This window comes from Rubellimicrobium rubrum (genome assembly GCF_006152115.1).
Lineage (GTDB): Bacteria > Pseudomonadota > Alphaproteobacteria > Rhodobacterales > Rhodobacteraceae > Rubellimicrobium > Rubellimicrobium rubrum.
Map to the genome: position 1 here is coordinate 18670 of NZ_VDFU01000024.1, position 12654 is coordinate 31323.

Sequence of the window (12654 nt, forward strand, 5' to 3'; positions counted from 1 at the left end):
GGAGGTTAGCGGCGACTCGGCCGCCCTCAAGGGCCGGCCGGTAGCTCGGACCTTCGATCCAAACGAGGACAGCGCGTTGAAAGAGAGCGTCCGAGAGGCTCTGATGACGTCCAGCTCTTTGAGAAACTTCAGGCTGCCGTCTTGTCCCTTCGCTTTGTCGCATAAGCCTCGGGCACGTCGCCCTTGTGGTCCACGGCGCGAGAGGCTGTGCTGGACCCCGTTGAACTTCACGAACACCTCGCCGAGGTGCCAGCGCCAGCGCGAGGATCTCATATGGCCCACCCTTTTTCGGATTTCGGCTGCGAAGACTGGTCCGAACCGAAGCCACCTGAACCGGACCGTCTCGTGGCTGCCTTCGCTCCCGCGCTCGTGGCGGAGGACCTCCACGTTGCTGACGGACAAGGAAAACAGCACGCAGGGCGTCACCGCGAGGCGGATTACCTCAGGTGACGTCGTGGAACACCGGAACGGGCTGCGCTTGATCATCGCCCGACGCTCACTCGCTCCCGCGCCCGCTTCGACCGGGGTTCCCCTGACAGCGCCCATTCAAGAGTTCCGGCTGTCCGGACATGGCAAGGCGAGCGCGACAAGCCTAACTGCGTCAGGAAGCGCCGGACACAGGATGAACCGGCTGCGCTTCGAGGAGAAAGAACGATCATGCAGCAGTCCACCATCAGGATTCCCGAGCTCACCGACAAGGTCGTGCTCATCACCGGTGCTTCCACGGGCATCGGCGCAGCCCTCGCCATGGCCTTCGCGGCGCAGGGCTCGAAAGTCGGGCTGCATTACAACTCTAGCGCTGACGCGGCCAAGGCGCTGGCGGCCCGGATCGAGGAAAGCGGCGGCAGCGTAGCGCTGGTACGGGCCGATGTTTCGCGGTCCGATGCGGTGCGGAGCGCCGTCGAGGAGATTGCGAGCCGGTTTGGTCGGATCGACGGGCTGATCAACAACGCTGGCGGCATGGTCAAGCGCATTCCGTACGAAGACGCGACGGATGAGGACTACGACGCGATCATGGACCTCAACGCCCGGTCCGTGCTGGTGGCTTCCAAGGCCGTGCTGCCGCACATGAAAGAGCGTGGCGGGTTCATCATCAACACCAGCTCGATTGCTGCACGAAACGGCGCCGGTGGTGGCGCTGGGCTGTATGGCTCGTCCAAGGCCTTCGTCTCGAACGTGACCCGCGGCATGGCCAAGGAGTTCATCCGCTATGGCATTCGGGTCAACGCTGTAGCGCCCGGCGTCATCACCACGCCATTCCACGAGCGGTATTCCACGCAGGCGCAGCTTGATGCGATGCTGGCGACCGTTCCGCAGGGCAGGCTCGGTGAGGCAGAGGACTGCGTGGGCGCCTACTTATTCCTCGCGTCCGAGTCGCTCTCTGGCTACGTGATCGGGCAGACGATCGAAGTGAACGGAGGCCAGCTCATGCCATAGGGCCTCTCGAATGCCCGGCAGCAAGCTCCGTGGCGTGGCGTTGTCAACGATCCTTCCGCGCTGGGGATGCCTTGCGTCTTTGCTGGTCCCTGCCCGGCTTGGGCTCCATCTCTCCGACAGTGGCCTGCCACTGCATTGCGTCCTAGCAGACCCGCGGTGCAGCACTAGATGGCGCTGCTCGCGCCCGAGAGGTGAACGGAGCCGAATGACTGCCTTGCTCAGGACTTTCGCCGTTGGCTTGGTAGTGGTCCTCTGTGGCGCCTGGCTGACGGACTGGCGCGCCGACCGGCAGGAGGTCGAGGCTTTGAAAGCTTGGCCGCCGGAAGGCCTGTTGGTGGGGGTGCAAGGCCGCCAGGTGCATGCGGTGATGCGCGGGACGGGTCCGGACCTTGTCCTGATCCATGGGGCATCCGGCAACCTGCGGGACATGACCTTCCGGTTCATGGACCGTCTCGCTGACCGCTACCGTGTCACCGCCTTTGACCGGCCAGGACTGGGCTACACGGATCCGGCACCGCGGAGCGGCCGCTTCGACACCATCGGCGAGAGCCCGATGGAACAGGCCGAGCTCCTGCGCGCCGCGGCCCGTGAGCTCGGGATCGATCGGCCGATCGTGCTCGGTCACTCTTTCGGGGGAGCGGTTGCCCTTGCCTGGGCCTTGGGAGATCCGGAAGGCACCGCCGCCGTCGTGGACGTGTCGGGCGCGGCCATGCCCTGGCCGGGGCGGCTGGGCTGGCTTTACCGGGCCAACGTTCCGTGGGTGGGGAGCACTGTTGTTCCACCCCTCGTGGCTGCTTTCGCGCCGGCGCCGCTCGTGGACAGGGCCGTGGAGGCCACCTTCGCTCCCAACCCGGTGCCAGACGGCTACGCGGAGCACTTGGGAACCGGCTTGGCAATCCGGCGCGCTTCATTTCGGGAGAACGCTCGACAGGTGAACTCGCTGCGCGCCCACATCGTGGAGCAGTCGCGCCTCTATGCCGCCTTCCCTGTGCCGCTGGAAATCGTCCATGGTGAGGCCGACACCATCGTGCCTCCCAAGATCCACTCCCTCCCCTTGTCCCGCTTGGCGCCCGGAGCAAACCTGGTCCTCCTTCCCGGCGTGGGCCACATGCCCCATCATGCCGCCCCTGAGGCCGTGATCGCGGCCATTGATCGCGCCCGCAACCGCGCGGGCCTCTGAGTGAGGCCGCTATGCAGGTCACGTGACATCGGCAGCAGGTTGATGAGCGCGATCAGGCGCTTGAGCCGGGCGTCTTCGGCCTAGAGACCTAGCCTGGCGGCTCAGCCTCGTCCGAGGGGAAAGCCGCTGATCCGGGACCGGGTCGGCGGCTTTTGCTACGGCTCGCTCGACTTCGCCGCAGGCTAGCTAACTCCTCCTTACTGTCGCCGAGCAAGGCGGCTCAAAGGGAGGTTGTTCATGAGACTGATGATTGGAACCGTCGCGGCCACATTCGCTCTGGCGTTGCCAGCGGTCGCTCAGGACGCGTCGGGTATGGATCCCGCCACCATGACTTGCGCCGACTTCATGGCGATGGACACCGCAGGCCAGCAAGGGGCGTTTCAAAGCCTCCAAACGGCCATGGCAGGCGGCACGGCTGGAGTGACCGACACCCAGACGACGGCGGCTGAGACGGGTGCGACCGGTGACGCGGCTGCGACCGGCGGCGCTGCGGCCACCGAGACTGCCGACGCGGGTGCAACCGGTGATGCGGCTGCGACGGGCGGTGCTACGACTACCGAAACCGCCGACGCGGGTGCAACCGGTGATGCGGCTGCGGCCGGCGGCGCTGCGACCACCGAGACTGCCGACGCGGGTGCTGCGACCGGCGGCGCAGCGGACCCGATGATGCAGGCGCTTACGACCGCTTGCGCCGGCAACGACGCCACGCTGGTAATGGACGCCATGACCCAGGCCCAAGGCGCCGAAAGCTCGGGCGGCTGACACGCCGACCTTAAAGGCCCGCGCCTATAGCGCGTGGCCTCAATGACGTGAGGGCCGCGTCGCCACCTCCGGGGACGCGGCCCTCTTTCGTTTACGCCAACGCTCGCCAGAAGGTGTGATGGCCTCCGGGGATCTCAACGAACACCTCATCGAGCTGTCAGGGGCAGCGGGACGAGCGCGGCTGGCTCATCCGTTTACGCAAAATCTCGACTACAGGGATCGATCCGCACCCCCGCCCCTGGAACCGCCCGTCTCAAGGCTCGCCCCGGTGCCGAGTTTGTGCAGCAGGTCAGTCACGTTCCGCAAAGGGCGCAGCAACTGAACCCGAGGCATCACCGTGAGCCGGATCATCTCAGGGCTGGCGGGGAAGCACCTGAGCGATCTGCGCGAGGTCAGCCGGACAGTAAACACCCTGCACCGCTCCAGCCAGGTTCCTTCGGCAGCGCCCGGGCGAGCCGCCCCGCTCCGGCTTCGGAGCACTCCCAGCGGCCCCCTACTGGAACAGCTTGTCCAAGGGATCACTGGCCGAGCGGCCAGAGCGCCGGCACCCTCCGGGTTTAGGCCACCTGGTCCAGAGCCAGCGCGACCGAGCGCTTCGAGAGGTCGGTGATCAGCGTGCCCGTCAGGACTCGCGCGCCCACGCGGATAACGGCTTGGTGGCCGTGGATCGAGACGAGCTCTCCCTGAGCTTGACGGTAGGGGCTGATGGCGATCGTGACCATGACAGGCTTCTCCTTCGGGTCCCAGTTGGCAAGGCGAATGACCCCTGAATGTGGCCGAAACAAGGCGGGCCCGTGCGGGGCCATCACCAGCCCGTGTGCGGCAACTGCTGGGGCGCGGCGGTGCCACCGAGGAGGCAGGGTCCGATCGTTGCGATCCAGCCCTCCAGCCGCGGTGCCGGACTCCCGCCTGGTGCAGGATCACGGCTGCGTCGTTGCCCAAGAGATGCGTCCGGGTCGGCCGGGGCCGTGCCGGAGGCGACATCGCCCTGATCAGCTAAGACCCTTCGTTTCTCCCTGTCTTCCTCTCACTCGGGCCGCAGTCGCACCACAATCTCGGTCCTGTATGTGCCTAACAGAGACGGCAGCTGGATAGATTCAAAGGAGATTGCTCCATGGCACTGATTGTAGGAGGCATCGACACTGCGGCCTTGGGAGTGGAGCTCAAGACGTTTCTGGAAGCCTCCATGCCAACCTCGCTTGACGGGGTTTCCCAGGGCCTCGACGACTGGATCGATGCCAACGAGGAGCAGCTGGAATCGTGGCTCGACAACGTCATGGAGCATCTCGAGGACTGGGTCGACATCGTATCCGACGGCCTTTCCAGCGCGGATGCGGACCGCCTGAGCGACTGGCTCGACAGCGTCGAAAGCGATCTTGAAGCGTTCATCGAGACGGGACTGGAGTCGCTCGACGACCTGATCGAGGGCACGCGAGACGCGGACGAGATCCGCGCCGGCCGCGGCCGTGACGAGGTCGATGCCGGTGGTGGGGCCGATAAGGTCTATGGTGAGGATGGCGACGACCTCCTCGACGGCGGCAGCGGCGACGATCATCTCGACGGCGGGGACGACGATGACGCTCTTGATGGTGACGTGGGCAACGACGACCTTTCCGGCGGAACTGGCGATGACAGCCTTGATGGTGGCATCGGCAACGATGCCCTTCTTGGTGGGGCTGGCAACGACCTCCTCAATGGGGGCGCCAACAACGACCGCATGGCCGGGGGCTCGGGCGGCGACACCTACATCGTTGGTTCGATCGGGGACATCGTCGCCGAGGCCTCCGGTGGCGGCATCGATCTGGTAAGATCGTCGATCAGCCTCGCTCTCCAACTGAACGTGGAGAACCTCGCGCTGACCGGCACGTCCAGCCTGAACGGCACGGGCAACGGGTTGGCCAATCGCCTCGTCGGGAATGCCGCTGGAAATGCGCTCGCTGGCCGGGCTGGGGACGACATCCTCGATGGCGGTCTTGGCGCCGATGATCTGTCGGGCGGAGCCGGTGCCGACAGGCTCTTTGGCGGACGTGGCGACGACGACCTCCGTGGAGGCCTCGGCGGCGACACGTTCCACTTCACCAAAGACCATGACGTCGTGAAGGACTTCCAGAACAACCTCGACACGCTGAAGTTCGATGACGCCCTTTGGGGCGGTGGCGCCCGCACGGTTGCCGGCATCCTGAACTTCTGTGACCTCAAGGGCGGGGATGCGGTCTTCGACTTCGGAAACGGAAACACCTTCATCGTCGAGGATGTGACCAGCTTGGGCCAACTCGCCGACGATCTGGGCTGGTATTAAGCTGGCTCCGACCCGTCGGGCCGGTGCTGCCGGACGAATGCGAGTTCGTTTCAGCCTGGGCCGGTGCACCGGACGTCAGCCGGCACAAACCGCCCGCCACTCGGCAAGAGCGGCGGTTCGGGTCCTCCTGAAGACGGACGGATGGAGAGGCTTCGATCCGAGTTGAAACGGTTGAAGACGGACGAGTGAACAGCAGCGCATGTCTGTAGGCTGCGCACCCTGCTCCGTCCGTGCCGAAGCCCTGCCCACGCCCACCAATACTCGCCGAAGCGGCAGGACGGTGTCGTAGGGTCAGCAGCGGCCAGCGCGGCAGCAAACAGGACGTCCGCCGAGGTAAGGCTTTCAGGCAAACCTCGTCCGCTGATCTTCATCCGGCCGGCCACGGCTGGCTGCCTCGTTCCGGGGCACGGGCCGGCCGCCTCGGGCGGTCCCTGCCCAGCATCCACATCGGGCTGCTCGGACTCAAGCCCTGCCGTCCGGCGGCGTCGTTCCGGTCTTCGAATGGAGACGATAGGCGAGCTGGGCACGCGAAAGTCCAAGGAGCCGCGCTGCCGCCGACAGATTCCCAGACGTCCGCGCCGTCGCTGCGGCATAGATGTCCCGCTCGAGCGCCTCCATCGAGAGCCCGCCCGAGTCCAGGGCAGCCCCAAGCCAGGAGGGGAAGCCGTCCTGGGGCGGTGGCGGGTCGGACAGCCTTGTCAGTTGGGCCGCGATCTCGCAGGCCCGAATTGGCCCGGAAGGATCCCGCGCCGCGAGAACGGCGGCCAGCACAGCCCGCATTTCCGGCAGGTTTCCGGGCCATGTCGCTTCGCCCACGAGCCGTGCCGCCTCCTGGTCGAAGCTGGCACCCGTCTGGCCAAGCCGCCGAGACAACCCCGTCAGGAGCGCCTCTGCGAGCGCGAGACGGTCCCCGGGCCGGTTGGCAAGGGCGAGTAGCTCGATCGGCGCCGCCGACAGGGCCAGCCAAAGCTCGCGTCGAAACGCCGGGTCTCGGGCGAGGCGGCTCGCCGGCCACGAGGAGAGCGCCACGAGGTGCGGCGCGCCGGCCGCGCCCTCCTCCTCCAGGACTGCTGCCAACCTGGCCTGCAGTGCGCGCGGCACGTCCTCGATGTCATCGACGACCAGGGTCTCGGCTGATGCGCCCCGCCGCTCTGCCTCCCGGCTCGCATTGGAGAGCTCGCGCAGGACCTCAGGCGTGATCGCGGCCGCGGCGATGCGTCGGGGCTCCCCGGACCCTCCTCGCAGGCGGTGCAAGCGGCAGGCGGCCCGCCACCGACCCGTCCCCGGCGCGCCCAGGATCAAGGTGGGCAGGCCTGATGCTGCGACGCGACCAAGCCGCTCCTGCACCGGTGCGAGCAGAATACGGTCCAAATCGTTCGACGGCGGTTCAGCCGCGCGGATTGGGAGCGTAAGTTGTGGAACTATCTCTTCGCTCGGCCGCACGATGCGCTCACGGAAGAGGGTGACTTCCGGATCGTTCGCACCCCACGCCTCGGCGGGCTTGCCGATGACCCTGCACGCCTTGTGACCGGCGGCGGCGCAGGCCGTTTCCTTGTAAACGATAAGAGTCTTGAAGAACTCGCTGGCGTAACCCGAGGCATACCCGATCTGGGTCCAGCAGACCGGCCCGGCCGCAATCTGCCCCTTGCCAAGGACGTTGGCTTCGAGGCTGTTGTGCCAAAGGAATTCGCCCGAGAAGCGCTTGCGCCGCAAGTCGAAATCATTGTGCACCGTTTCGACCCGCACGGTGCCGCTGAACATGTGCAGCCGCGTGCCTGCGGTGAATGCGTCGCCGATGTTAAGCCCGGGCCAAGCCTCACGAACGAAACGCGCGTCGGACTGCCCGCTCAGGAAGCCTTGGCGGATCAGAAAGACGCGCGCCTCAGCCGGACCAAGAAGCCGCAGGAGTTCTCGCCGCAGATCGAGGACCATGACAGCGCGCTGCATGACCAGCCGCTCGCCATCGAGCCGGAGCGTGCCTTTCATCGGGTCGAAGACCAGCAGGTCGAGGAGGTTCCGGACCGTTGGCCGCCCCCCCCGGTCGAGCATGGCCGCTGATTCGGCCGGTGTTTTCATGTGAGCTACCCTTCGTGAGGCAGTGCACCTGTCAGTCGCTCTGCAAGTGCCCCTCGCCCGTCGAATTCATCATATCATGAAAGCCGATCTTTCCAAATGATCAACCGATGGGTGCCCAAGGCAACGATGTCCAGGACAAGTCTAATGCCTTATTCTTTGAAGATCGCAGACTTACCGAGCAGCCGCCGCTCGATGTGAGGCAAAGATACGACCTCGTTTGACAGGTCGGACCGTGTCACTGCTTACTATGTCCAGCCGGCATTCCCCAGGGAGGAGGGCCGAGCACAAAAGACGCATCGGAGCCAAGCGCGGCTTGGGGCTGCCATCAGGACCGTCAGGTTCCTGACCGGGAAGTCCTTTTCCGCCGAACGCGCGGCCCGGCAAGGGGGAGGACCCATGGCGACTTTGGACCAGATGTTCGATGTGCGGGGCAAATCGGTGATCGTCACCGGCGGCGCCAGCGGCATCGGCCGAGCCTATGCCGAGGTCATGGCAGACAACGGCGCACGGGTCTGCATCTTCGACATCGATGCCGGGAGCCTCGACCAGGTCGTGGCCGAGATGACGGCGGGCAACCGCGACGTCTGGGGCCAAGTCGTGAACGTGGCCGATCGGCCGCGCATGGCCGAAGCCTTCGATGCCGTGGCTGAGAAGCACGGCCGCATCGACGTGGTCTTCGCCAATGCGGGGATCGACGCCGGGCCAGGGTTCATGACGCCGGAGGGCGAGCGCAACCCCGAAGGCGCCATCGAAAACCTCGACGACGACCATTGGGACAAGGTCATCACGGTCAATCTGTCCTCAGTTTATACCACGATCAAACACGCCGCACGCCACATGAAGCAGACGGGGGGCGGCCGGATCATCGTGACCTCCTCCATCGCGGCCCGCATCAACGAAAGCATCGTGGGCACGCCCTACATGCCGGCCAAGGCTGGGGTGGACCATCTGGTGCGGCACATGGCGATGGAACTGGGCGCCTTCGGCATCCTCGTGAATGCCATCTGCCCGGGCCCTTTCATGACCAACATCGCGGGCGGGCGGCTGAAAAACCCTGCCGACCGCAAGGCCTTTGAGTCCCAGTCGCTGATCGGGCGCATCGGCGACCCCGAGGACATCAAGGGGCTGGCGCTCTACCTCGCCGCGCCCGCCTCGTCCTATGTGACCGGCTCGCAGATCGTGATCGACGGGGGATCGCTGCTTCGGATGACGTAAGGGACGCCCGCGGGCCACCTGGAACACCAGGGGCACGCGCAGGCGGTCAGGACTGCAAGACATAACGGGAGGAAACCATGACCTATCTGCCCAAGAGCCTCCGGGCTCCGTCGCGACGGACCGTCCTCAAGGGGATCGGAGCCGGAACGGCGGCGCTCGCGACGCCGATGATCGCGCGGGCGCAGTCGCTCGGCACCGTCAAGATCGGCTTCATCACCCCCGCGACCGGCCCGCTCGCGCTGTTTGGCGAGACGGATGGCTACGCGGTAGAGAAGGTGCAGGCGCTGCTGGCCAGCGGGCTGCAGACCGCGGCCGGCACCTACGACGTGGAGATCCTGGTCCGCGACGGACAGTCCGACCCGAACCGCACGGCCGAGGTGGCGGGCGACCTCATCCTCAACGACGAGGTGCACCTGCTCGTCCCGGCCTCGACCACCGACACGATCAGCCCCGCGGCGGATCAGGCCGAGCTTTACGAATGCCCCTGCGTATCCACGGGCGCGCCCTGGCAGGCCGTCATTTTCCCGCGCGGCGGCGGCGAGGCCCCGTTCCACTGGACCTATCACTTCTTCTGGGGCCTCGACGAGGCTCTCAACACCTTCGTCGGCCTCTGGAACTCGATCGAGACCAACAAGAAGGTCGGGATGCTCTTCCCGCAGAACGCCGACGGGGAAACCTGGGGCAACAACGAATACGGCCTTCCCGTCCCCACGCAGGCCGCCGGCTACGAGGTCGTGGTGCCGGGCTACTTCCAGCCGCGCACCAACGACTACTCGGCGCAGATCTCGGCTTTCAAGGAGGCGAACTGCGACATCGTCGGCGGCATCACCTATGTGGACGACTTCAAGACCTTCGTGAACCAATGCGCCCAACAGGGCTACCGCCCCAAGGCCATGACGGTCGCCGCCGCGCTTTTGTTCCCATCTGGCATCGAGGCCTTGGGCGACCTGGGCGACGGCATGTCCTCCGAGGTCTGGTGGACCCCTGCCTTCCCGTTCAAGTCGTCGCTCACCGGGCAGGTCAGCCGCGAGATCGCAGACGAATGGGAGGCTGACACCGGCCGCCAGTGGACGCAGCCCTTGGGCTACAGCCACGCCATCATGGAGGTTGCGCTCGACGTGCTCAAGCGTTCGGCGGATCCGCTGGACCGGACGGCGAACCGCGACTCGCTCAAGGCCACCAACCTCGACACCCTGATCGGCAACGTGAACTTCGCGACCGGGCCGCACCCGAACGTGTCGACCACGCCGATCTTCGGCGGCCAGTGGGTCAAGGGAGAGAAGTGGCCCTACGACCTCAAGATCGTGGACAACACGGTGAACAAGCTCTTCGAGCCGGAGCAGCCAATGAAGCTGCTGCCCTGGGCGAACTGAGGACGGCGGCCCCGATGGACCAGCCTCTGCTTCTTCAGGCGCGGGGACTGAGCAAGTCCTTCGGGGCGCTCCGCGTCCTTCACGAGGTGAGCTTCAAGGTCCGCCCAGGCGAGGTCCTGGGCATCCTCGGGCCGAACGGCGCCGGAAAGACGACGCTGTTCAACCTGATCAGCGGCGACCTGCGCAACGACCAGGGAAACCTGACCTTCGCGGGCCGGGCCCTGCGGGGGGAACGGCCCTACCGCCGCTGCCAGATGGGGATCGGCCGGACCTACCAGATCCCCCGACCCTATGGCGGCATGAGCACCTTCGAGAACCTGCTCGTGGCGGCGACCTTCGGCGGCGGCCGGAGCGAGAGGGACAGCTACGCGCTCTGCGCGGCCGTGCTGCGGGACTGCGATCTGTCCGACAAGGCCAATGTCACGGCGGGCTCGCTCACGCTGCTTGACCGCAAGCGGCTGGAGCTTGCGCGCGCCTTGGCATCAGACCCCAAGCTCCTGCTGCTCGACGAGATCGCGGGCGGATTGACCAACGAGGAGGGGCAGGCGCTCGTGGCTCTGATCCGGCGCATCCGCGACCGCGGCGTGACCATCGTCTGGATCGAGCACGTCCTGCACGCCCTGCTCGCGGTCGCGGACCGCATAATGGTTCTGAACTTCGGCGAGAAGATCGCCGAAGGATTTCCGCAGGACGTCATCAACGACCCGGACGTGAAGCGGGTCTACATGGGCATCGAGGCATGAGCGACGCGCTTCTTTCCACGCATGGGCTCGTGGCCCGCTACGGCGACTTCCAAGCACTTTATGGCATCGACGTTTCGGTCGCGGCGGGCGAGGTCGTGGCGCTGATCGGCGCCAATGGCGCGGGGAAGTCCACCCTGCTCAGGTCGATCATGGGGCTGAACCGGGTCGGGCGCGACATGGTGCGGCTCGACGGTCGGGCGGTCGGTGGGTCCGACCCCCACCGCATGGTGGAGGCCGGCGTCGCTATCGTGCCCGAGGGTCGCCGACTCTTCTCGGGAATGTCCGTGGAGGATAACCTGCGCGTCGCCATGGACCATGCCGGACCTGCGCAGGGCGGCGGCTGGACGATCCAACGCGTCTTCGATCTCTTTCCGATCCTCCAGGAAAAGCGCCGCATTCAGGTTCAGAGCCTGTCGGGCGGGCAGCAGCAGATGGTGGCCATCGGGCGCGCTGCTCTGCCAGCCGCGCGTGCTCCTGTGCGACGAGATCAGCCTCGGCCTCGCGCCCAAGGTGGTGAAGGAGATCTACGCGGCGCTGCCCTCCATCTCCGCGGCCGGAACCGCGATCGTGCTGGTGGAGCAGGATGTGGGCTTGGCCCAATCCGCCTCGGACCGGCTCTACTGCCTGCTCGAGGGCCGGGTCACGCTGTCGGGCCGATCCTCGCAGGTCACGCGCGAGGCCATCGGCGAAGCCTATTTCGGAACCTCCCATGCAGTGGCTTGATGGACTGATCCAAGGTGTCCTCCTGGGCGGGCTTTACGCCCAGTACGCCCTCGGCATGGCGCTGATGTTCGGCGTCATGCGGATCGTGAACATCACCCATGGCGACCTCATGGTCCTTCTTGCGCTGGTCGGCATCTCGTTGGCCGGGTCTTTCGCGCTCGGGCCCATCTCGGTGCTGCTGGTCGTCGTCCCGCTCGGGGCGGCGCTCGGATGGCTGCTCCAGCGGGGTATCCTCAATCGCGTGGTGGGGGCGGACCCGCTGCCTTCCCTGATCGCGACCTTCGGCCTTTCGGTCGCGCTGCAGAACCTGATGCTGCAGATTTGGAAGGCGGACACCCGGTCGCTGCCCGGCGGCGGGATCGAGCAGGCGTCCTTCCAGCTCGGCCCGATCTTCGTGGGGGTGCTACCCGTCATCGTGCTAGTCACGGCGACTGTCCTGACCGGCGGGCTGGACAGTCTGCTGCGCCACACCCGCTTCGGCCGCGCCCTGCGCGCCTCCTCGGCGGATGTGGAGGCGGCGGCACTCACCGGGATCAACCCACGCGCCATCTATGCCGGCGCCACTGCGATCGCGGTGGGCATCCTGGGCTTCGCCGCCGTGTTCCAGAGCCTTCGCGCCACCGTCGCCCCTGCCGATGGGCCGTTCCAGCTCATCTACGCCTTCGAGGCCGTGATCATCGGCGGGATGGGTTCGATCTGGGGGGCGTTCCTGGGCGCGATGGTCCTGGGCATCAGCCAATCGATCGGGTTCCGCATCGACCCGGGCTTTGGCATCCTTGCCGGCCATCTCGTGTTCCTGGCCGTGTTGGCCATCCGCCCCCAGGGCATCCTGGGCAGGGAGTGAGC

11 protein-coding genes and 2 pseudogenes are annotated in these 12654 nt (G+C 66.4%); 10 read left to right on the forward strand and 3 right to left on the reverse strand.

Annotated elements, in window-relative coordinates:
* Positions 1 to 131: 131 nt before the first annotated feature.
* Positions 132 to 486, reverse strand: a pseudogene (locus FHG66_RS22380) (DDE-type integrase/transposase/recombinase); the annotation flags it as partial.
* Positions 487 to 657: 171 nt separating this feature from the next.
* On the opposite strand from FHG66_RS22380, the gene FHG66_RS16220 reads away from it, so the two are divergent.
* The 3 genes from FHG66_RS16220 (at position 658) to FHG66_RS16230 (ending at position 3379) form a co-directional block, all read left to right on the forward strand.
* Positions 658 to 1437, forward strand: a complete 780-nt coding sequence (locus FHG66_RS16220; RefSeq protein WP_139078104.1) for an SDR family NAD(P)-dependent oxidoreductase — start codon at positions 658 to 660, stop codon at positions 1435 to 1437.
* 205 nt (positions 1438 to 1642) lie between these two features.
* Positions 1643 to 2617: an alpha/beta fold hydrolase gene (locus tag FHG66_RS16225; protein ID WP_139078105.1), complete on the forward strand. Its 975-nt coding sequence runs from the start codon at positions 1643 to 1645 to the stop codon at positions 2615 to 2617.
* Between the two features lie 237 nt (positions 2618 to 2854).
* The gene (locus FHG66_RS16230) at positions 2855 to 3379 is read left to right on the forward strand and encodes a hypothetical protein (protein ID WP_139078106.1); all 525 of its coding nucleotides are present in this window, start codon (positions 2855 to 2857) and stop codon (positions 3377 to 3379) included.
* Positions 3380 to 3936: 557 nt separating this feature from the next.
* Here FHG66_RS16230 and FHG66_RS21680 read toward each other — a convergent pair.
* Complete coding sequence (locus FHG66_RS21680) at positions 3937 to 4101, reverse strand: hypothetical protein (RefSeq protein WP_176556289.1); 165 nt, start codon at positions 4099 to 4101, stop codon at positions 3937 to 3939.
* Between the two features lie 392 nt (positions 4102 to 4493).
* On the opposite strand from FHG66_RS21680, the gene FHG66_RS21685 reads away from it, so the two are divergent.
* Entirely contained in the window at positions 4494 to 5678 is a 1185-nt protein-coding gene (locus tag FHG66_RS21685) for a calcium-binding protein (RefSeq protein WP_176556290.1), read from the forward strand.
* A 462-nt stretch (positions 5679 to 6140) separates the two neighbouring features.
* Here the strand turns inward: FHG66_RS21685 and FHG66_RS16245 are convergent, their stop codons facing one another.
* Positions 6141 to 7754 carry a XylR N-terminal domain-containing protein gene (locus FHG66_RS16245; protein WP_139078109.1) on the reverse strand — a complete coding sequence of 538 codons (1614 nt, stop codon included), beginning with the start codon at positions 7752 to 7754 and terminating at the stop codon, positions 6141 to 6143.
* A 396-nt stretch (positions 7755 to 8150) separates the two neighbouring features.
* On the opposite strand from FHG66_RS16245, the gene FHG66_RS16250 reads away from it, so the two are divergent.
* The 6 genes and pseudogenes from FHG66_RS16250 to FHG66_RS16270 all read left to right on the forward strand — a co-directional run bounded on the left by FHG66_RS16250 (position 8151) and on the right by FHG66_RS16270 (position 12652).
* Complete coding sequence (locus tag FHG66_RS16250; protein ID WP_139078110.1) at positions 8151 to 8969, forward strand: SDR family NAD(P)-dependent oxidoreductase; 819 nt, start codon at positions 8151 to 8153, stop codon at positions 8967 to 8969.
* 77 nt (positions 8970 to 9046) lie between these two features.
* On the forward strand, positions 9047 to 10342 hold the full coding sequence (locus FHG66_RS16255) for an ABC transporter substrate-binding protein (protein ID WP_139078111.1): 1296 nt from the start codon (positions 9047 to 9049) through the stop codon (positions 10340 to 10342).
* Between the two features lie 14 nt (positions 10343 to 10356).
* Positions 10357 to 11085 carry an ABC transporter ATP-binding protein gene (locus tag FHG66_RS16260; RefSeq protein ID WP_139078112.1) on the forward strand — a complete coding sequence of 243 codons (729 nt, stop codon included), beginning with the start codon at positions 10357 to 10359 and terminating at the stop codon, positions 11083 to 11085.
* Positions 11082 to 11483, forward strand: a pseudogene (locus tag FHG66_RS22770) (ATP-binding cassette domain-containing protein); the annotation flags it as partial. The gene FHG66_RS16260 and the pseudogene FHG66_RS22770, both read left to right, overlap by 4 nt.
* 70 nt (positions 11484 to 11553) lie before the next feature.
* Positions 11554 to 11808 (forward strand): ATP-binding cassette domain-containing protein, encoded by a 255-nt coding sequence (locus tag FHG66_RS22775; protein WP_342777495.1) that lies wholly within the window; start codon positions 11554 to 11556, stop codon positions 11806 to 11808.
* Positions 11795 to 12652, forward strand: coding sequence for a branched-chain amino acid ABC transporter permease (locus tag FHG66_RS16270; RefSeq protein ID WP_139078113.1), 858 nt, complete (start codon positions 11795 to 11797; stop codon positions 12650 to 12652). Before FHG66_RS22775 ends, FHG66_RS16270 begins: the two co-directional genes overlap by 14 nt.
* Positions 12653 to 12654 lie beyond the last annotated feature (2 nt).